Source organism: Dysgonomonas sp. GY617 (assembly GCF_015233815.1).
Taxonomy (GTDB): Bacteria; Bacteroidota; Bacteroidia; order Bacteroidales; family Dysgonomonadaceae; genus Dysgonomonas_A.
This window is the reverse complement of sequence record NZ_JADCLR010000029.1, coordinates 540,544-559,763: the sequence shown is the minus strand read 5'-3', so window position 1 is coordinate 559,763 and position 19,220 is coordinate 540,544. Positions and strand designations below refer to the sequence as shown.

The window sequence follows — 19,220 nt, the reverse complement described above, 5'->3', positions numbered from 1 at the left end:
TAGTTGAAATTACTTATTATGATAGATATAGTAGATTGTACCCTTAGAGACGGAGGATATTATACCAATTGGGATTTTAATGAAAACCTGACTCTCAATTATTTTCAGGCAATGGAAAAACTGCCTGTATCATATATTGAAATCGGGTACCGATCTTTAGTTCAGGATGGATATAAAGGGGAGTATAATTACTGCCCCGATTATATATTGAAATACGCTCGCCAACATATGCCTTCGAAGAAGATAGGTATTATGTTGAATGAGAAAGAAGTTAAGATAGATGATCTTGAAAAGCTCTTATCTTCTTGCAAAGGAACAATAGACATTATAAGAATGGCTGTGGATCCTGCCAATATAAAGCGTGCAGGGGAAACTGCTGCTCGCATCAAGGAAATGGGATTCGAAATGGGATTCAACGTAATGTACGTATCCAAATGGATGACCGAGTATCCCAATTTCATGACAGATGTAGCCTCCTTAAATGGTAAAGTTGATAGTTTCTCTATGGTTGATTCTTATGGGGGTATATTTCCAGAAGAAGTAGAAACTATAACTCGACACTTAAGATCGGTACTGCAATGTAAAATTGGCTTTCATGGTCATAACAATACCGAATTGGCATTTGCCAATACGCTGGCAGCCATAAAAGCTGGATGCGAACTTATTGATACTACCATCACGGGAATGGGACGAGGTGCAGGTAATATGAAAACCGAACTGTTGCTATCTTACTTCTCCTCAAAAGAAGGTGTATCGCTAGATTTCAACAGCCTTAGCACTACTGTTGCCGATTTTGAACGTTTAAAAGAAGAATACGGTTGGGGAACCAACCTTCCTTATATGGTTTCGGGTTTCAATTCACTACCACAAAAGGATGTGATGGATTGGGTTACTCGCCGCTTTTACTCTATCAATAGTATCTTGCAGGCATTGCATAATATGAAAGATAAAAAAGGAGATAACCTGAAACTTCCTATTTTCAATTCAAACAAATCACATTTCGACACTGTCCTTATTATAGGAGGAGGTCCTAGTGGAGCCAATTGTGCTACTGCAATAAAACAGTTCATAAAGAAACAAGAAGACAAGACAATTTGCATCATTCATGCAAGCAGCAAAAATGCAGGTTATTATAATGATATAGATATTCCTCAGTTTTTCTGTTTAGTAGGAAACGAAGGACACCGTTTAGAGAAAGTATTTGCTGACTTCGACCTGAACAAGATCTCATGTGTTCTGCCTTCTTATCCTCGAAAAATGGGAACTTATATTCCTCAAAAGCTAATCGACAAAAGCTTTGAGCTAAAAGAAGTAACATTCTCTCCACTTTATCAGGATTCGCATACAGCGTTGGCATTGCAAACAGCAATAGAATTATCTGCAACAACTGTATATATTGCAGGATATGACGGCTACGATGGCTTGATAAATGAGAATGAAAGACTACTCACTTCCGAAAACGAATATCTGCTTTCACTGATTGTAGATAAAAGACCCGATATAGAGGTAGCAACCATAACTGCTACAAAATATCAAGGAGTGAAAAATTTATCGGTATACCGATTATTAATAGATTAAAGGTCTCAGATCTTGTTATTGCTTTCATAAATATAAATACGACAGTTAGTTATAACTAAATAATGTTTCATTAAATGAAAATATCCGTTTTTCTTCCATGTAGGGCAGGCAGCGAAAGAGTTCCTCATAAGAACACCCGTATTTTTGCAGATATTGAGGGTGGACTATTAAAGATAAAATTACAACAACTGGTAGCTTGTAATGCTATTGACTCTATTGTTTTGTCTACTAATGATGAAGAGGTTATTCAACTAGCCGAAACAGTATCAAGCGATAAAATAAAAATAGACAGACGACCTGAGCATCTGGCAACATCAAGCACATCTACTGATGATCTCGTAAAATATGTACCTACTATCATCACAGAAGGAGCTGTGTTGTGGACTCATGTAACATCACCTTTTATTGACGGTAAGATATACGAAGAAGCAATTGATGCTTATAGAAATGCCCTAAGTAAAGGCGATCATGATTCTCTAATGTCGGTTACCGCCTTGAGAACTTTCATCTGGAACAAAGAAGGTGCTGTAAATTATGACCGCAACAAAGAGAAATGGCCAAGAACTCAAACTATTGAGCCGCTTTACGAAATCAATAGCGGGATATTTCTGGCAGATATAGATATATACAGAAATCTTGAAGACAGAATCGGAAAGAAACCATTCTTATTTGAGAATAACGATATAGATTCTTTCGACATCGATTGGGAAGAAGATTTTTTTATAGCAGAAGCTATCTATAAAAAACTAAGGTCGTAGACCTTTTTAGTAATTATGTAGTAATTCGGACAGATATACAAATCTGCCACTACAAGTAAACATACAACGATATTATTGAATGTAACTTATGACTCCTACTATCTCTATAATAATCCCGATCTATAATATGGAACAATTTCTGGGGCGTTGTCTGGATTCCGTTGTGAATCAGACCTACACCGCTTTAGATATTATTCTTATAAATGATGGATCAACGGATTCTTCGGGAGATATTTGTAATGCTTATGCCCAAAGCGACCCCCGCATAAATGTAATACATCAAGCAAACGGAGGAGTTTCATCTGCTCGTAATTCAGGATTGGATATCGCAACGGGAGATTATATAAGTTTTGTAGACCCCGACGATTACATAGAGCTAAACACATACGAAACTCTTATACCCTATCTGGATAATAACAGTATAGATATACTGAGATTCAATGCATATCGAAAAGGTGAAATATTGAATCAACTGCCTTTTAAAGGAGAATATGCTGGGGAAAGATTTGAGCAAGAAATCGTATTGCCAATGGTGGGATCAGAAAAATTCGGAGGTATGTTTATCCTCGGAGTTCTTTGGATCCATCTATTCAGAAGAAAGGTTATCGAGAAAAATCATATCCGCTTCAACAAAGAATTGAGGAGATGCGAAGACCGACTATTCACTATTACAGCAATGTTACATTCAAACAGAATGTTCTTTATAGATTCAGTCCTCTATCACTATCAAGTAAATGATGAATCTCTGTCTAACAGATACGATCCTATCCGTTGGCAACAAGAATTAATATTTCTTGATGACCTTAAGAAAGCATATACTCACGCAAAATCTGATTCTTTTATAGCAGAAGCTAATAAACGGATTAAAAACGATTACACCTTAAGGGCTGTTACGTCTATTAATAATGAGTATTTTACAAATAACACGAACAGCTTCTTCAAGCGATATAAAAATATTAAAACAATAATAAACAATCCGAACACTAGATTGTCTATAAAAGATATACAGAGAGAGAAATCAGGATTAAAAGGAGATTTAATAATCGGAATGATAAAATATCGCCTTATTCTTTTGCTCAACCTCTTCAACACTCTAATTTTATACAAAAACAAAGTTATAAATGGATAAAATATCAGCAATTGTTCCCTGCTACAACGAAGAACAGGCTCTTCCATATTTATATGAAGAACTAGTAAAAGTAGCTCAACAAATGAATGGACAAGATTTCGAGTTCATTTTTGTGAATGATGGCTCTAAAGATAAAACGCTACAAGTTATCAAAGAACTCAGGAAAAAGGATGACAGAGTACGTTATGTCTCATTCTCTCGAAACTTCGGTAAAGAAGCAGCTATATACGCTGGACTTGAGGCTGCAACGGGCGACTATGTTGCCATGTTGGATGCCGACCTTCAAGATCCTCCACATTTGCTGGTTGAGATGTATGAGTCTCTTAAAACTGAAGATTTTGATTGCGTTGCAACCCGTCGCGAAGACCGAAAGGGAGAACCTATCATCCGTTCATTTTTTGCCAAACAGTTCTATCAACTAATCAATAAGATATCAGATACTGAAATTGTAGATGGTGCCAGAGATTTCAGATTGATGTCTCGTGCAATGGTAAATTCTATCTTGCAGGTAGGAGAATATAACAGATTCTCGAAAGGCATTTTTGGATGGGTAGGCTTCAATACCAAATGGATTGCTTATGAAAATGTAGAACGTGTAGCCGGAGAGACAAAATGGTCGTTCTGGGGACTATTCTTTTATTCACTCGAAGGTATTATAGCTTTCTCTACTCGTCCCTTGGCTATAGCCTCTGTATTTGGGTTTGTATTCTTCCTTATATCACTCGTTTGGATTTGTATGATTATCACCAAGACTTTACTATGGGGCGACCCCGTTCCCGGTTATCCGTCTTTGATATGTGCCATATTCTTTATTGGAGGTATTCAATTGCTTTGCCTTGGAATACTCGGACAGTACTTATCGAAAACTTATCTGGAAACAAAAAAGCGTCCTATATATATAGCTAAAGAAACCGAAACAACTGCTTAATGCATATCTTAAATAAAAAAGAGCTCTACCGTTGGTAGAGCTCTTTTTATATAGGTATAGTATAAGGTCGTAACCTTATTTCTTTAAGCTTTGAATAGTTTCTTCAATGGTTTTGATCTTACTTTCAGCATCCGCTTGTTTTTTACGCTCTGCATCTACTACATCAGCTTTTGCATTAGCTACAAACTTTTCGTTACTCAGCTTCTTCATAACCGAATTCAAGAAACCTTGTTGATAAACAAGATCTGCTTCAAGTTTTGCAATTTCGGCTTCCACATCAATATTGTTACCCATAGGTACAGCAAATTCTGTAGTTCCTACAAGGAAAGATATTGCCAATGGATTTTTATCCGATGTCTTTCTTATCTCTGAGATATTACCCATTTTAGAAATAACAGAATTAAATGAGTCATCATGATCTCCCATAATCTCTAATTCCAACGGATCTTTATTGGCTATATTCTTCTGTAATCTGATGGTACGGATACCCGAAATAATTTCTTTAACCTTCTCAAAAGAATTCAGAAGTTCGCTATCTACTGTCTTTGCAGCAGGCATAGAAGTAATCATTATACTTTCGCCATCTTTTCTTTCCGAAAGAGCTTGCCATAATTCCTCCGTAATGAAAGGCATAAATGGATGCAATATCCTTAATAGTGAATCGAAGAAACCAAGTGTTTGTTGATAAGTTTTAGCATCAATCGGTTTTTGGTAAGCTGGTTTAATTACTTCCAAATACCACGATGAAAACTCGTCCCAGAACAATTTATAAACAAGCATTAGAGCTTCCGACAAACGGTATTTAGCAAACAGCTCATCTACTTCTGCAATTGTTTTCGACAATACATCATCAAACCATTTAACAGCAATAGCTGCTGCTTCGGGTTGCTCTATTGAGCTATCAACCTCCCACCCTTTTACAAGACGGAAAGCATTCCATATTTTACTATTGAAGTTACGTCCTTGTTCGCAAAGAGCTTCATCAAAAGGAATATCATTTCCTGCAGGAGCCGTAAGTAATAAGCCCATACGTACCCCATCTGCTCCGTACTTAGCCATCAGCTCAATAGGGTCAGGAGAGTTTCCTAATTGTTTAGACATCTTACGACCTTGTTTGTCGCGAACAATTCCTGTAAAGTATACATTCTGAAAACATGGCTTCTTGCGATATTCATAACCCGACATTATCATACGGGCTACCCAAAAGAAGATAATATCCGGACCTGTTACCAAATCGCTCGTAGGATAATAATATTCTATATCCTTATTATCAGGATGATTTATGCCATCAAATACCGATATAGGCCACAACCATGAAGAGAACCAAGTATCCAGACAGTCTTCATCTTGACGAAGATCTTCCATTGTTAAGCTTGGATTCTTTTTTTGAGCTTCAATCAAAGCCAGTTCGGGAGTCTCCGCTACTACATAACCACCTTCGGGCAAATAGTAAGCAGGAATACGATGTCCCCACCAAAGTTGACGGCTGATACACCAATCTTTGATGTTCTCCATCCAATAACGGTATGTATTTTTATAGCGTGCCGGATAGAATTTTATTGTATCGTCTTCAACAGCATCAAGAGCAGGCTTTGCCAAATCTTCCATTTTCAAAAACCACTGCATAGATAGCTTTGGTTCAATAGGCACATTTGTACGCTCCGAAAATCCAACTTTATTGGTATAAGCCTCAACTTTGTCCAATAAGCCAGATTCTGCTAAATCTTTTTCGATCTTCTTACGAACATCGAATCTGTCCATTCCTTCGTATTGAAGACCATGCGCATTGAGTGTTCCATCATCATTGAAGATATCAAGAGCTTCAAGATTGTGTTTCTCGCCCAACATATAGTCATTCACATCATGAGCAGGAGTAACTTTCAGAAATCCTGTTCCAAACTCCATGTCTACATAATCATCCTCGATGATAGGAACAACACGGTTTACAATTGGAACTATAACTTTCTTACCTTTCAGATGCGTTGTTTTTTCATCATTCGGATTGATGCAAACAGCAACGTCTCCAAAAATAGTTTCGGGACGTGTAGTTGCTACAACAGCAAAACCATCTTCGCCTTCGACCTTATATTTTAAGTAATATAATTTACTGTTTTCTTCTTTATGTATCACCTCTTCGTCCGACAGAGCAGTTTTGGCAGCAGGATCCCAATTGACCATACGAACTCCACGATATACTAAACCTTTGCGATAAAGGTCTGCAAATACTTTGAATACACTTTCGGAACGTTTCTCATCCAGTGTAAAACACGTACGATCCCAATCACACGAAGCTCCAAGTTTACGTAGTTGCTGAAGGATGATTCCACCATGTTCGTCAGTCCATTCCCAAGCATGTTTCAAAAACTCATCACGAGTAAGATCTCTTTTATTGATTCCTTGAGAAGCTAATCGGCCTACCACTTTAGCCTCGGTGGCAATAGAAGCATGGTCGGTACCTGGAACCCAGCAAGCATTTTTACCCATCATGCGTGCACGACGGACTAGTATATCCTGTATCGAATTGTTCAACATGTGTCCCATATGTAGAACACCTGTGACATTAGGAGGAGGAATGACGACAGTAAACGGCTCGCGACTGTCTGGTTCAGAATGAAAAAGATTATTTTTCATCCAATACTCATACCATTTATCCTCTACTTCCGCAGGATTGTACTTACTTGCAATTTCCATAATTAAAAAATATTTTTCGAACTGCGAAAATACGAAAATGTTTGCAGATATAGATGCTTACCAAAACATTAAATCATTCCTACCAAGTATTAGCACCATAAGAAACTGTACTATAGCATTATTATACAAAAAAACAAAATGGATTTTAGCCTATTGCATAGTCCGTTTATTATGAATACTTTTGCCTTAATTTTTATAAAATAACTAACAAAAAAACACCCAATGGATCAAAACAAAATTGATATGTTTTTGGCTACAAACGGAAAGAAATTTTCAACAAGCCAACTTTCTTTAATTTCCAATAAACTAAGCCAATTAGATGACAGCAAATTTCAATTAGCTTTATCTTTGGATTATAAAGACCCAACAACCATGCTTATAATATCTCTTTTGGCTGGTCCTCTAGGTATAGACAGATTTATGCTAGGTGAAACTGGTTTAGGTGTATTAAAACTACTTACTGCTGGTGGATGTTGTGTATGGACAATTGTTGACTGGTTCTTAATACAAGATAAAGCAAAAGAATACAACTTCAATTTATTCACACAAGCTCTGGGTGTATAAAACAAAAATATAAAGGCTCCCTTATAAAAGAGAGCCTTTTTTTATTATACTATGAATGAAAACGATATAATTCTGTTTACTATAAATAATCAGAATAAGTTTCCCTCTCACCGCTTATCTATCATCAAAGAGAGGCTGGAAGGAATGACTTCTCAAGAATCTATTATTGCAACATCATTAGATTATCAAGATACATCTATGATTATCTGCTTATCAGTACTGGTCGGATATTTAGGTATTGACCGAATGATGATCGGACAAGTTCTATTAGGAGTCATCAAACTAATTACTTTTGGAGGATGTTTTATTTGGACTATTATAGATTGGTTTATTATAGGCAATCTAACCAAAGAGTATAACTACAATATGTTCATGTCCTATGTCAATAACCTCCCCAATAAAGCAATTACGCCAGAGCCTTAAATATGCTCTAGCAATTGTATTAGCTTATACCGCCCTTTTGCTCATGGATCTTCACAAAAACCACGAGCACAACAGCACTATCTGTATTTTCAAGAATCTTACGAATATACCTTGTCCCGGTTGTGGATTGGGGCGCGCAACTTTAGCACTTTTCAACGGTAACTTCATTCAATCGTTCCACTACCATATTCTTGGAATACCTCTCACAATCTTCGTCCTTATTAGCTTCTTTCTATTATTATTTGATGCTATAAGAGGAAAAGACCACTTCGTATCAAAAATGAATCAACTGATAACTTGGAAAGTATACATTCTATTTCTCCTCTTAACCTTATTTAGTTGGTACATAAATATTCAGAGAGGAGTATAAGTCTCATCAAGTATTTACGCATCCTCCCACACATACCCAATTCATTTTCAGCACCTTTATCAAATACACAAAAAGGTCTACTCCCTTAATAGTTTTTATCCCTATATTCTTTAAATTTGTATGTGAGGAAAATCATCCACATAGATATGGATGCCTTTTATGCTTCAATCGAGCAAAGAGACAACGAACTATATAGAGGTAAGCCCCTAGCCGTAGGTTATGCCGGCGACAGAGGTGTAGTTGCTGCTGCCAGCTATGAGGCACGCACCTATGGAGTGAGATCTGCAATGCCATCTAAGACAGCATTACGAAAGTGCCCTCACCTAATATTTGTGCCTGCTCGGTTTGATGTCTACAAATCGGTATCCAATCAGATTATGGATATATTTTTAGATTATACCGATCTTGTGGAACCATTATCTTTAGATGAAGCTTTTCTTGATGTAACCGAAAATCACAAAGCATTACCCTATGCCACACAAATAGCAAAAGAGATAAGAAAAAAGATATATGAAGAAACTTCGCTCACTGCGTCTGCAGGAGTTTCTTATAATAAATTCTTAGCGAAAATTGCTTCTGATTACAAAAAACCCAACGGATTATTTATAATAAGACCTAAGGATGCCGAAAGCTTTGTAGAAACCTTACCTATTGAGCGTTTCTTTGGTGTGGGAAAAGTCACAGCGCAAAAGATGCATCAACTCGGCATAAAGAACGGGGCGGACCTTAAAGCGAAGAGCGAACCCGAACTTGTGTCACTTTTCGGGAAAGCTGGACATATGTATTATATGAATGCCAGAGCAATAGATGACCGCAAAGTAGAACCCAACAGAGAACGTAAATCCGTAGGATCTGAGAATACTTTCAGCAGAGACATAGACTCTTTTGAAGAACTCGCCATAGAGCTAGATGAGATTGCGAAAGATGTAGTAGAGAGAATAACAAGAAGTGAATTTTTGGGACGCACAATTACGTTAAAGGCAAAGTATGCCGATTTTAAAACAATAACAAGAAGCAAAACTCTGCTATCAATGGTCACCGATTACGAAACTCTATACAAAGTGGGTTTCGAGTTAATGAAGGATATAGATATATCGGCAAAAGTACGCTTATTAGGTTTAAGTATAAAAAACACAGATAGCATCATCTGGCATGATGCTATACAATTATCTTTAGAGTTTAAGGATTGGGACGATTTTACCCGACTGAAAGAATAATACCATTCTCTTCCGCCATTTTACGTATATTCAATATAGCATAACGCATCCTGCCCAAAGCAGTATTAATGCTTATTCCTGTTTGTTCCGAAATTTCCTTGAAGCTTAGCCCTTGATAGTATCTCATTTCCAATACCTCTCGTTGGCTTTCGGGTAAGTATTGTATCAACTTCTTTACATCTTGCAAGATTTGCCCATAAATAAGTTGATCTTCTATTGTGCCTTCACATAGATTTGCGTTATTCAACAAATCAATCTCAGTTTCGTCATTAGATACCGTATTCTCATTTCTCTCTTGTCTGAAATAATCTATCACAAGATTATGAGCTATACGCATTATCCATGCCCTGAACTTACCATTTTCTACGTACCGACCTTGTTTTATTGTGGTAATAGCTTTAATGAATGTTTCCTGAAAAACATCCTCTGCCATTTCTCTATTTCTTATTATGAAGTATATATAATTATATACATTCTTTTGATGACGAAGAAGAAGTTCATCAAAAGCTAGATTATTACCAATCGAATAAGAAATAACCAACTCTTCATCAGTCATGTTCTTTAATACATCCATTACTATATGTCTAAATTACTATGAGTAATGTTTTTTCGATAGGCTTCGTAGTTTTGGTTTATAATTATTACAAATGAATAATATTTATCTCACATTTGCAAATCTTTACTACCTATTTTACAATATAAATTAACCTTTTCAGTTATTCGGCTAAAATTAAGGAGCTAATCTATTAATTATCCATTCCTTATTTTCATAAGTATATTGAATTCTGTCATGTAAACGATTTGCGCGTCCTTGCCAAAATTCGACCAAAGTAGGACGAACAAGATACCCTCCCCAATTTGCGGGTCTTGATATTTCAACATTAGCAAATTTCTGCTCAAAATCGGCAACCAAGTTTTCCAGATATTCACGATTAGGCATTATTGAACTTTGAGGCGAAGACCATGCCCCCAGTTTACTAGCTACAGGACGCCTCTCGAAGTACAAATCAGACTCCTCAGGTAGAATCTTCTCTACCCGCCCCTCAATGCGAACCTGCCTCTCTAACTCTTGCCAGACAAAAGTTAGGGCACAGTTCGAATTCTCAGCCATTTGTTTTGCTTTTCGGCTATCATAATTTGTAAAAAATACAAAGCCCTCACTTCTTACCTGTTTTAACAATACAATTCTTGATGATGGCTTCATATCAAACCCTACGGTAGCCAAATTCATGGCATTAGGCTCTAAAGCTTCCGCCTCAATAGCCTCTTTAAACCATATCTCAAACTGTGCTATTGGATTTAGCAAAACATCCTTTTCATCTAAAGTACGAAGTGTGAAATCTCTCCGCAAATCAAAAATATTAATCATACTATTTTACACCTTTCTTTATAAGATTCTTTTTCACAAGCGAGATAAATTCCATTTTTTCATCATCAGAAATCTCCAATGATATAGACAAGTTTTTTCCATTTTTGTAAAGAACTTTGATCTTCTTATCCACATTCAAATATATCTCTTTTATTTCAACAAAATATGTATACTTTATGTTGTTCAATCTCGTAAGATAATACAGACCATTTTCGTCGACTTCCGCCACAACCATATGCTCTCTTCGATAGTACGAAATTGATCTAGATATATAAACTATTGCCACAATGACAATTACAATAAAAAGTACTATAAACTCATCCAAAATATTAAGAAATAATGCCAGCGAAAACAAAAGTAATAACGCAACTAACACAGCGATTAAACAACCTAGAATAAATAATCCAATTATAAGATATGTTAGAGCATATAGCTTAGGTCTTCGGGTTGAGAAATATTGTTTTTTCATTTTCTACTAAACGTTTCAGCTAAAGAATATAAAAAAGAAAGCCGCACTCTTGGAGAGCACGGCTTTCGTATACTATAATATATTGAAGTCAATCAATTACTCTGCATTCAAGGTAACACGTTTGAATTCAGTAACTGTCAATTCTTTATCTACTGATTGAAGATATTGCTCAATATTTTGTTTTGGATTCTTAATGAATTCTTGTTGAAGAAGAGTAAATTCTTTGTAGAATTTAGTCAATGCACCTTCAGCAATTTTGTCGATAAGATTTTCAGGTTTTCCTGCTTCCAAAGCTTTTTCTTTAGCAAGAGCTAACTCTCTTTGTTTGATTTCTTCCGACACATGTTCAGCTTTCAAAGCAACAGGATTCATTGCTGCAATTTGCATAGCAATGTCTCTTCCTACTTGAGCATCAACATTAGGCTTGTTAAATCCTACAATTGTAGCTAATTTGTTACCTGGGTGAACATAAGCAACTACAGTTGGAGCAATAATAGTTTCGTATGCACCGATCTCCATTTTCTCACCAGTTATACCCATACGGTCTACAACTACATCTGAGATTTTACGACCTGCAATTTCCAAGTTATTTAGTGCATCCAAATCAGCAGGTTTGTTTGCTAATGCTACGTCTAAGATAGATGTAGTCATTCCAACAAATTCAGAGTTGATTGCTACGAAGTCAGTTTCACATCTTACAGCAACAATTGTTGCGAAATCGCCATTTGTACCTGCAAGTACGCAACCTTCAGAAGCTTCACGATCGCCACGTTTTGCTGCGAAAGCTTGTCCTTTTTTACGAATTACTTCGATTGCTTTTTCGATATCTCCTTCTGCTTCACTCAATGCATTTTTACAATCCATCATACCCGCACCTGTTCTCTTACGAAGGTTTTGGATATCAGCCATAGTAACTGCCATATCTTTATATTATTTTTTGATTATTAATATTCTAGTCTAGAACTTTCTTATTCTTTGGGCAGGCACAATATCGACAGATAGTTATAACTTTCAAATACGACATTCAATACTGCTTTTTCTTAAGAAAGCAAAAGGTCAAGAGTGAGCCCAAGAAACTTATCCTTAGTACTTACTCTTAACCTTTAGTATAATTATTATTCTTCGTCTTTAACGAATTTGCTTGTAACAGCAGCTTTCAAAGCATCGTCATCATCTTTCGTGGTGCGTTCTTTTTTAGCTGTAGTTCTTTTGCTGTCTTTTTTAGCACCATCTTCTTGTGCTTCAGCAGCAGTACTATCTGCTTTCTCTACTTTTCTTTCTTCCAAACCTTCTTTGATAGACTCGCAAAGGTGAGAAAGAATTACTTCGATAGATTTAGAAGCATCGTCATTTGCTGGAATAACAAAGTCGATATCAGAAGGGTCTGAGTTTGTATCTACCATAGCAAATACTGGAATACCCAAACGTTGAGCTTCTTTAACTGCAATATTTTCTTTCAATACGTCAACGATAAACAATGCTGCTGGTAAACGAGTAAGATCTTGGATAGATCCTAATGTTTTTTCCAATTTAGCACGTTGGCGAGTAACTTGAAGTTTCTCTCTTTTAGAAAGAGTATCAAATGTACCGTCTTTGATCATTTTGTCGATAGTCGACATTTTTTTCACTGCTTTACGGATAGTTGGGAAGTTAGTTAACATACCTCCTGGCCAACGCTCAATAACGTAAGGCATATTTATTGATAGTGCTAAATCAGCAACAACTTCTTTCGCTTGCTTTTTAGTAGCCACGAATAAAATTTTCTTTCCTGATCTTGCTATTTGTTTCAATGCAGCAGCAGCTTCGTCAGCTTTTGCGATTGATTTGTAAAGGTCGATAATGTGAATGCCATTACGCTCCATGAAAATGTAAGGAGCCATTGCTGGATTCCACTTTCTTTTTAAGTGTCCGAAGTGTACACCAGCTTCTAATAATTGGTCAAATTCTAATTTTGCCATTTTTGTTTTTTTAATGCGTTTACTTTCTTTTTCTGTAATTGAATTGTCGGGTAGCTCTTTGTATGAAGTCCCGCCAATTTAGATACTAAACGTAACTTTTGACCGACGTATCATATCTACGTCTATATTTCTATTCTCTCCTATAAACTTATGCAACCAAAAGCAAATGTTCGAGGGAGAAAGCCATATCCAAATTAACGTTTTGAGAATTGAAATTTCTTTCTTGCTTTAGGTTGTCCTGGTTTTTTACGTTCAACAACACGAGGATCACGAGTCATGAAACCTTCAGCTCTTAAAGCAGGTTTATCATCAGCGTTGATCTTCACTAGAGCACGAGCAATACCTAGACGAGCAGCTTCTGCTTGACCTTTGTATCCACCACCGTTCAAATTGATCTTTATGTCATATTTCTCGGCAACACCTAATTTATTTAGAGGTTGGTTTACAACATATTGAAGAATTGTTGATGGAAAATAATTTGCTAGTTCTCTTTTGTTGATAACAATTTTCCCAGTTCCTTCGCTTAGGTATACGCGAGCTACTGCAGCTTTGCGTCTTCCAATTGCATTTATTACTTCCATTGTTATTATTTAAGAGTGTTAATATCTATTACTTTTGGCTGTTGAGCATCATGTTTGTGCTCTGTTCCACCATACACATAAAGGTTTTTCAATAAAGCTGCACCTAATTTATTCTTAGGTAACATACCTTTAACCACTTTATGCATTAAGCGATCAGCTCCTTTACCCATCAATACTTGAGGAGTTGTTGCACGTTGTCCACCTGGATAACCTGTATATCTCAAATACACACGTTCTGTCCATTTGTTACCGGTAAGAACTACTTTATCAGCATTAATGATGATAACATTATCTCCACAATCAACATGGGGAGTAAAGCTTGGCTTGTACTTTCCTCTCAAAAGCATAGCCACCTTTGAAGCCAAACGGCCTAAAGTTTGACCTGATGCATCAATCACAACCCATTCTTTTTTAGCAGTTGCTTTGTTTGCAGAAATGGTCTTATAACTTAAAGTATCCACTTTCTTTATTTTTTAATTTGGTTAATGACTTTTATTTGACAACATTGGTTTTACTTATTTACTAAGGACACTTATTTAAGCAAATAACCAGCTATATATCAAATATTTATATTCACATTTATAATAATCGGCTCGCAAAGGTACAGATTTCCTGTCAATTATCAAAAAAATACTATAAATTATCAAGAAAAAGAGAGAATAAAAAAACTGCATCCTTCGCGAGTCATGTATTTCTGATATTTTCAAGGTAATATCTACACCTATTACCTTTTAGACCAATCGACTTTTTGAAGAATAAAGCAAAAAGGGTTGTCCACAATCATGGACAACCCTTACTATATATCATATCAAAATTACTCCTTGGAGTATTCTCTATTATTTTTCAGTTTCTTTCCAATATCCTAAACCAACTCCCGATTTCAAGTAGTAAAGTTCTGCTTTCTTAGTGGTTGGATTTTCATAAAAATATCTAAACCAAACATACATCAACACGCCATTGTCTGGAATAGTTGATGGTGTATGCTCATTTCTGAAACTTGTAAAATCAACTACTACAGGTTTGGTCTTAGGTTTCGCTGTTGCACCTTCTGTAGCAACACCTGTTTTCACTAAAGCAACATCTACTATAACTGTATTTTCAGCCAAGGCATTTCCATCTTTATCTTTTTGACTATCCTTGTCATAAGAGAAAACCACATCAAAATTTTGGTTATCACCTTTCATGTCTGCCGAAAACAGGAATAACCATCTATTTTTGAAAGACATGTTCTGATCTGGCACATCTATAATTACAGATTTAAATGGACTATTATTTACGAGAGTATCCACTGGTTGATTTCTTACAACCTTATGAGGTCTAGGAAATACTTCATTTACCGAAATATATTCTGCTTGGCTTATAGTTGTACCACCACCCAGATTATTTAGATTTACTTTATAAGAGATCAATGCTGCATCTCCTGCACTTACATCGGTTAAACCTGTACCAGTTATATAAGCTAGTCCGTAACCTATTTTTATAGCAGCATACAATTTACCTGTAGCTGGATCTTCTTGGATAAAAGTAAAAGTTTTAGAAGCCGATGTTGTAGATTCATTATCTCCCAAACACGAGGAGAAGACCGTAGCCAACACAGCTATCACGCACAAATACAAAGAGGTCTTTTTCATAATTAATTATTTCTATTGTTTCTATTTAGTATATTAATTTAAAAGCCAAACTTCAATCCTAGATTGAGATTAAACAGCCATTTTTTATCTGAAAATATAGTTTGATACTCATTTCCTGCATCAAAATAATAAGCTCCTCCAAAACTGGAAAAAACAGATAACTTATTATACAAAGGATAACTTATACCTAATAAACCTGTTACCGAAAACTGGGGTCTGTCTTGAGAGACCTTACGGCTTGTAGACTTACCAAAATTAAGCAAACCATCTACATTACTATCGCTATTTAGTTTTCCATAAATATCTTTTTGAATCATACCTCCCACTGAAGTATAAAATTCGATTTTCTTCCACTCAACCAATTTATAATTTACAGACAGAGGCACACCCAGATAGTGGAAATATTGCAAATCATTTTGCTTAAATTCCATATTCGGATCTTCCTTTATTCTTGCTGAAACATAAGTATATACAATACCGCTTTCTATCGAAATTCTATTCGTTATTTTTTTATTGACAGCAATTCCAAAAGAGACTGGCTGGTTATGCTCCATCTTCAACCTCTCTCTCTTCAACATGTTTACAGCCCCATCTGAAGAAGCATTCGCATAGCGAAGAGCGTTTGTAACATCATCAGATTTAGACAATCCACTACCTCCCCCCAAACCTAGAGTTATTCCTTTAGGCTCAGAATCGCTTCGTTTTGTTTTTTTAGGAATATTATTGTCTGCCAAAATATTCTTAGCCCTATCGCCCTCAGCCTCAAAAGCCGCTATTCGGGCTTTCAGATCCTCATCAAAAGCTGCATCTTTTGGCTGAAATTTCTCAGAGCTCTTTTCTTCTGCAACATAAATATCATTATTAACTATTGATGAGCTTCTATTTTCTGAGGTTGCAGTAATGGTTGCTTTTCCGGATGTTGTTTTTTCCGATAGCACTTCTGCCTTTAGAGGAGATTCAACAGTGGCTTTTTCAGACACAGCTTTAGTCTCTACTTTAGATTCAGCCAATAGCATATATGAAGAGTGTTTCTTTACAGACTCTTCACCGATGTCTGACAAACTAGACTTTTCTGAGTTTATTATTTTATACTTTTCCTGAATCTGACTATCTCTTGTTGTATTGTCATTCATCAAAAGGGCAACACTTTCAGAATTCTGTTCCTGAGGTATAAAAAACAAAACACCTAAAACCACAGCAGCAGCGGCAGTAGCCCACGTCAAAATTCTATATATAGGAGTTTTAGCAGGCGCTTTCTCTATCACCGGAAGAGCTGGCAGATCAGCCTCAATCCTCTCCCATAATAATGGAGGAAGCTCAGGCTCAAAACCATTTAGCTTTGAGGAAAAAATATCCTTTATGTGATCCTTGTCCGGTTTCATTGTCTTTTTAAGTATGCTTTAATCTTTTCTTGTAATAACAACCTTGCTCTGATGTATTGAGAACGAGATGTCCCCTCGGCTATGCCTAGCGCTTCACTTATTTCTTTATGAGAATATTCCTCTATTGCATACAAGTTGAAAACCGATCTATACCCTTGAGGTAATTCTTGTATCATTTTCATCAATTCCGTTTCTGAAATTTTAGCCGTATCATCCTCCGAATCATCTCTTATTTCATCAATATCAGACAGATTTTCAATATCTTCCGAGTATTGTTTTTTTATTTTATCCTTACGAATGGTTTCTAATGCCAAATTTATAAAAACTCGTTTCATCCACCCCTCAAAAGAACCTTTTCCTTCGTAAGAAATTATATGTGCAAAAACTTTTAGGAACCCATCATGCAATAAATCCTGTGCAGAATCTGCATCTGACGAATACCGCAGACAAATACCATACATCACACGAGCATATCGTTCGTAAACGATTTGCTGTGACCTACGATCTTGTTGCTTGCATCCCTCTATTAGTTGCAATTCTTCCATTCGGATTTTTAGGTTCAGTTATTAGATGAATACAACTTCAGAATGTTGCTTTCTGTTGTTGCATTTTAATTAAATTAACAAAATATTAAGAATTGAAGTCTCCCTTATTATATATCAATATGATCCTCTTAAAAAAACTCATCTGGCAAATTCACCAAATAAAGTCGTTTAGAGGCACGGGTTAAAGCAGTATATAACCAACGATAGAAATTTATGCCCAGATGTTCTTCCGTTATATACCCAATATCCAAAAAGATATTCGTCCACTCTCCCCCTTGTGCCTTATGACAAGTAACAGCATATCCATACTTTACTTGTACCGCATTGTAAAAAGGATCGACTTTCATCTTCTGCATTTTTCCATTCTTGGTTGTTATATCAGCGTAATCCTCCAATATATTATAGAACAGTTCTGCGTTCTTCTCTTGAGACAGTCCGGTAGTATCAGAATGTAAGGTATCTATTAATATCTTTATTTCCAATTCTATATCATAATCGGGATGCTTCACTAAAACATCACAAAATCGGAAACCATATATCTCTTGTGTACGTCTGACTCTTAATATTTCAAGTAGTTCGCCATTCGCCAAGAAATCAATCTGCTCAACATTCTCAGTCCAAAAGTAATTATTTTTAGTGACCATGAGCATATCTCCCGACGACAATTCTTCTTCTCTATACAATATTCGATTGCGAACACCCTCATTATATATATTAGCTCTCTTATTTGAACGAGATACAATCATGGTCTCTTCTATACCGTCTCTATCATAAGCTGCTGATATTTCATCGATCAGTTCTTCACCCGAAACCTTTCGAATATCGTCGAAGCCTTCTAATTTCAATTTAGGGAATAATTCGGTCGTATTTTCCAATAATGCATTTCGTATATGTGTTGCATTAAATAATATACCTGAGTTTTCTGCCTGCCTTACAATTTGGGTCATCGTTGTACTCCAAACCTCCAAACCGTATCCTTTCAGTATTTCTATCTGCAAAGCTGGGCTAGTCTCCTGCATCACGGGTGGTAACTGAGCCTCATCGCCAATAAGCAATAATCGGCAATTCTCTCCACCATATACATAATGAATCAAATCGTCTAAAAGTCTACCCGAACCAAAACTAAAGGAATCAATACCATCATTACTAATCATCGACGCTTCATCTACAATAAATAAAGTATCTTTGTGCAGATTATCCATAGGCACAAAGCCCGAAGCCTCGCCCGAAAAGCGTTTCTGCCGATATATTTTTTTATGGATCGTAAATGCAGGATGGTTGGAGTAGCTTGAGAAAACTTTTGCTGCACGTCCGGTAGGTGCTAACAAAACCGTTTTTTGTTCAAAATCGGTCATCGTTTTTACCAAAGCTCCAATTAGTGAAGATTTTCCTGTTCCCGCATATCCTTTGAGCAAGAAAACACCATCGGAAGTTCGCGAAAATAGAAAATCAGTTATCTGATCCAAAGACGACGCCTGTTCGCCGGTCGGTTCAAACGGAAAGTTTTTTTTAATCTGTTCTAGGAAGAAACTATTTAGAGACATTTGATATTTAAATTCAGGTCACAGACCTATTTTGCATTTTAGCTTTACAAGAGTTATTCTTGCTGTCATCACAACTCGCAAGT

Annotated in this window: 20 protein-coding genes; 8 read left to right on the top strand and 12 right to left on the bottom strand. The window is 36.2% G+C overall.

Features of this window, described 5'->3' with window-relative positions:
* The first annotated feature begins 18 nt into the window (after nt 1-18).
* From IR022_RS18205 to IR022_RS18190, 4 genes are all read left to right on the top strand, one after another.
* Nucleotides 19-1,578 carry an aldolase catalytic domain-containing protein gene (locus IR022_RS18205; protein ID WP_194204795.1) on the top strand — a complete coding sequence of 520 codons (1,560 nt, stop codon included), beginning with the start codon at nt 19-21 and terminating at the stop codon, nt 1,576-1,578.
* Between the two features lie 74 nt (nt 1,579-1,652).
* Nucleotides 1,653-2,336 (top strand): cytidylyltransferase domain-containing protein, encoded by a 684-nt coding sequence (locus IR022_RS18200; protein ID WP_050710305.1) that lies wholly within the window; start codon nt 1,653-1,655, stop codon nt 2,334-2,336.
* Between the two features lie 88 nt (nt 2,337-2,424).
* Nucleotides 2,425-3,465: a glycosyltransferase gene (locus IR022_RS18195; protein ID WP_194204794.1), complete on the top strand. Its 1,041-nt coding sequence runs from the start codon at nt 2,425-2,427 to the stop codon at nt 3,463-3,465.
* On the top strand, nt 3,458-4,393 hold the full coding sequence (locus IR022_RS18190) for a glycosyltransferase family 2 protein (RefSeq protein ID WP_110310961.1): 936 nt from the start codon (nt 3,458-3,460) through the stop codon (nt 4,391-4,393). Before IR022_RS18195 ends, IR022_RS18190 begins: the two co-directional genes overlap by 8 nt.
* Nucleotides 4,394-4,468: 75 nt before the next feature.
* Here IR022_RS18190 and IR022_RS18185 read toward each other — a convergent pair whose 3' ends face one another.
* Entirely contained in the window at nt 4,469-7,084 is a 2,616-nt protein-coding gene (locus IR022_RS18185; RefSeq protein ID WP_194204793.1) for a valine--tRNA ligase, read from the bottom strand.
* Between the two features lie 222 nt (nt 7,085-7,306).
* Between IR022_RS18185 and IR022_RS18180 the strand changes: the two genes are divergently transcribed.
* The 4 genes from IR022_RS18180 to dinB all read left to right on the top strand — a co-directional run bounded on the left by IR022_RS18180 (nt 7,307) and on the right by dinB (nt 9,658).
* On the top strand, nt 7,307-7,648 hold the full coding sequence (locus IR022_RS18180) for a TM2 domain-containing protein (RefSeq protein ID WP_194204792.1): 342 nt from the start codon (nt 7,307-7,309) through the stop codon (nt 7,646-7,648).
* A 51-nt stretch (nt 7,649-7,699) separates the two neighbouring features.
* Entirely contained in the window at nt 7,700-8,071 is a 372-nt protein-coding gene (locus tag IR022_RS18175) for a TM2 domain-containing protein (protein ID WP_194204791.1), read from the top strand.
* Complete coding sequence (locus IR022_RS18170; protein WP_194204790.1) at nt 8,028-8,441, top strand: DUF2752 domain-containing protein; 414 nt, start codon at nt 8,028-8,030, stop codon at nt 8,439-8,441. The genes IR022_RS18175 and IR022_RS18170 overlap by 44 nt, the downstream gene beginning before the upstream one ends.
* Before the next feature lie 116 nt (nt 8,442-8,557).
* A complete protein-coding gene (gene dinB, locus IR022_RS18165; RefSeq protein ID WP_262892257.1) occupies nt 8,558-9,658 on the top strand; it encodes a DNA polymerase IV in 1,101 nt (366 codons plus the stop codon).
* Here the strand turns inward: dinB and IR022_RS18160 are convergent.
* The 11 genes from IR022_RS18160 to IR022_RS18110 all read right to left on the bottom strand — a co-directional run bounded on the left by IR022_RS18160 (nt 9,639) and on the right by IR022_RS18110 (nt 19,137).
* Nucleotides 9,639-10,232, bottom strand: coding sequence for an RNA polymerase sigma factor (locus tag IR022_RS18160; protein ID WP_194204788.1), 594 nt, complete (start codon nt 10,230-10,232; stop codon nt 9,639-9,641). The genes dinB and IR022_RS18160 overlap by 20 nt on opposite strands.
* 156 nt (nt 10,233-10,388) lie before the next feature.
* Entirely contained in the window at nt 10,389-11,027 is a 639-nt protein-coding gene (pdxH, locus tag IR022_RS18155) for a pyridoxamine 5'-phosphate oxidase (protein WP_050710313.1), read from the bottom strand.
* Nucleotide 11,028: 1 nt separating this feature from the next.
* Nucleotides 11,029-11,496, bottom strand: a complete 468-nt coding sequence (locus IR022_RS18150) for a hypothetical protein (protein WP_194204787.1) — start codon at nt 11,494-11,496, stop codon at nt 11,029-11,031.
* A 96-nt stretch (nt 11,497-11,592) separates the two neighbouring features.
* Nucleotides 11,593-12,417, bottom strand: a complete 825-nt coding sequence (gene tsf, locus IR022_RS18145; RefSeq protein ID WP_050710315.1) for a translation elongation factor Ts — start codon at nt 12,415-12,417, stop codon at nt 11,593-11,595.
* A 194-nt stretch (nt 12,418-12,611) separates the two neighbouring features.
* Nucleotides 12,612-13,454, bottom strand: coding sequence for a 30S ribosomal protein S2 (gene rpsB, locus IR022_RS18140; protein ID WP_194204786.1), 843 nt, complete (start codon nt 13,452-13,454; stop codon nt 12,612-12,614).
* Nucleotides 13,455-13,648: 194 nt separating this feature from the next.
* Nucleotides 13,649-14,035 (bottom strand): 30S ribosomal protein S9, encoded by a 387-nt coding sequence (rpsI, locus tag IR022_RS18135; protein ID WP_050710317.1) that lies wholly within the window; start codon nt 14,033-14,035, stop codon nt 13,649-13,651.
* A gap of 5 nt (nt 14,036-14,040) precedes the next feature.
* The gene (gene rplM, locus IR022_RS18130; protein ID WP_050710318.1) at nt 14,041-14,496 is read right to left on the bottom strand and encodes a 50S ribosomal protein L13; all 456 of its coding nucleotides are present in this window, start codon (nt 14,494-14,496) and stop codon (nt 14,041-14,043) included.
* Between the two features lie 375 nt (nt 14,497-14,871).
* Complete coding sequence (locus IR022_RS18125; protein ID WP_194204785.1) at nt 14,872-15,666, bottom strand: hypothetical protein; 795 nt, start codon at nt 15,664-15,666, stop codon at nt 14,872-14,874.
* Between the two features lie 38 nt (nt 15,667-15,704).
* Complete coding sequence (locus IR022_RS18120; protein ID WP_050710320.1) at nt 15,705-17,048, bottom strand: hypothetical protein; 1,344 nt, start codon at nt 17,046-17,048, stop codon at nt 15,705-15,707.
* Entirely contained in the window at nt 17,045-17,593 is a 549-nt protein-coding gene (locus IR022_RS18115; protein WP_050710321.1) for an RNA polymerase sigma factor, read from the bottom strand. The genes IR022_RS18120 and IR022_RS18115 overlap by 4 nt, the downstream gene beginning before the upstream one ends.
* 128 nt (nt 17,594-17,721) lie before the next feature.
* Nucleotides 17,722-19,137, bottom strand: a complete 1,416-nt coding sequence (locus IR022_RS18110) for an ATP-dependent RecD-like DNA helicase (RefSeq protein WP_194204784.1) — start codon at nt 19,135-19,137, stop codon at nt 17,722-17,724.
* Between the last annotated feature and the right edge of the window lie 83 nt (nt 19,138-19,220).